2 protein-coding genes are annotated in these 1,310 nt (G+C 67.3%); both read right to left on the reverse strand.

Going from position 1 to position 1,310, the window contains the following annotated elements; genetic code table 11:
* Window positions 1-42: 42 nt before the first annotated feature.
* Window positions 43-933: an IS3 family transposase gene (locus tag ACWEIJ_RS46025; RefSeq protein ID WP_449843625.1), complete on the reverse strand. Its 891-nt coding sequence runs from the start codon at window positions 931-933 to the stop codon at window positions 43-45.
* On the reverse strand, window positions 930-1,247 hold the full coding sequence (locus tag ACWEIJ_RS46030; RefSeq protein ID WP_449843626.1) for a transposase: 318 nt from the start codon (window positions 1,245-1,247) through the stop codon (window positions 930-932). The genes ACWEIJ_RS46025 and ACWEIJ_RS46030 overlap by 4 nt, the downstream gene beginning before the upstream one ends.
* Between the last annotated feature and the right edge of the window lie 63 nt (window positions 1,248-1,310).

Here is a 1,310-nt window from a genome sequence, read left to right on the forward strand (position 1 = left end):
TGGGGTTGCCCCGTTTTGACGGACAAGGTCGATGAGGTGTTGTCACGCTACCTGATCGACTGGTTGGTATCGGGTGGCTTCGTAGGTGGCGGGGCTGAGGTAGCCGAGGCTGGAATGCCGGCGGCGGGTGTTGTACCAGCCTTCGACATATTCGAAGATTGCCTTGTGTGCCTTGGCTTTCGTGGGCCAGGACTGCCGGTCGAGCAGCTCGGTCTTGATGGTGGCGAAGAACGACTCTGCGACCGCGTTGTCCCAGCACTGGCCCTTGCGGCCGACGGACAGCCGCACCCCGGTGTCGGCGGCCGCGCGGGCGTACTGGCCAGAGGTGTACTGGCAGCCTCTGTCGGAGTGGAAGATCACTCCTGGCTTGGGTCGGCGCTGGGTGACGGCGTTGCGCAGGGCCTGCTCGGCCAGGTCGGTGCGCAGGTGGTCGGCGGTGGCCCAGCCGACGACGCGCCGGGATCCGAGGTCGATCACTGTCGCGAGGTAGAGCCAGCCTTCCCAGGTGTTGATGTAGGTGATGTCCCCGCACCATCGAGTGTTGATGTCCCTTGCGCTGCAGGAGAACTCTCGCTCGATCAGGTCGGCGGGTGTGGTCGCGGCCGGGTCCGGGATCGTGGTGGTGCGCCAGCGTTTCGGCGCCCGTCCGGCTCGGCCGGCGTCGCGCAGGAGCCGGGCGATGCGCTTGCGGGAGTGCCGGTGGCCCTGGTCGGCGAGTTCGGCGTGGATCCGCGGTGTCCCGTAGGTGCCGTTGGACTCGTCGTGCACCTCGATGATCTTCTCGGTCAGCGTGGCGTCGGCCTGCTCACGTGCGGACGGGCCCGCGCTGCGGCGGTTGTAGTAGGCGGCACGGGAGACCTGGAGCAGTTCGCACGCACGCTTGACGTTGCCGCTGCCGGCGTTCTCCGCCTCGATGAACGGGTAGACGTTCACCGGGTCTCCTTCGCGAAGAAAGCCGTGGCCCGCTTGAGGATCTCCACGTCCTCGCGCAGCCGCCGGTTCTCCCGCCGCAGCGCGGCCAGCTCGGCCTTCTCGTCGCTGCTCAGCCCGCCGTCATCACGGGTCCCGGCGTCACGTTCGGCCTGCCGAACCCACTCGCGCACGGCGGTCTCGGTCAGGTCGAAGTCCTTCGCGACCTGACCGATCGAGCGGTCGCCACGCTGGCACTGCTCGACGATCTCCGCCTTGAACTCCGGGGTGAACGCACGACGAGGACGCCGGGGCTTGTCCGAGCCCGTGGTCTTCATAAGGACATCCTTCCAGGGGCAAACCCCTGATCTCAGATGTCCGTCAAAACGGGTCAGGCCCAC

The organism is Lentzea sp. NPDC004789, from assembly GCF_053601075.1.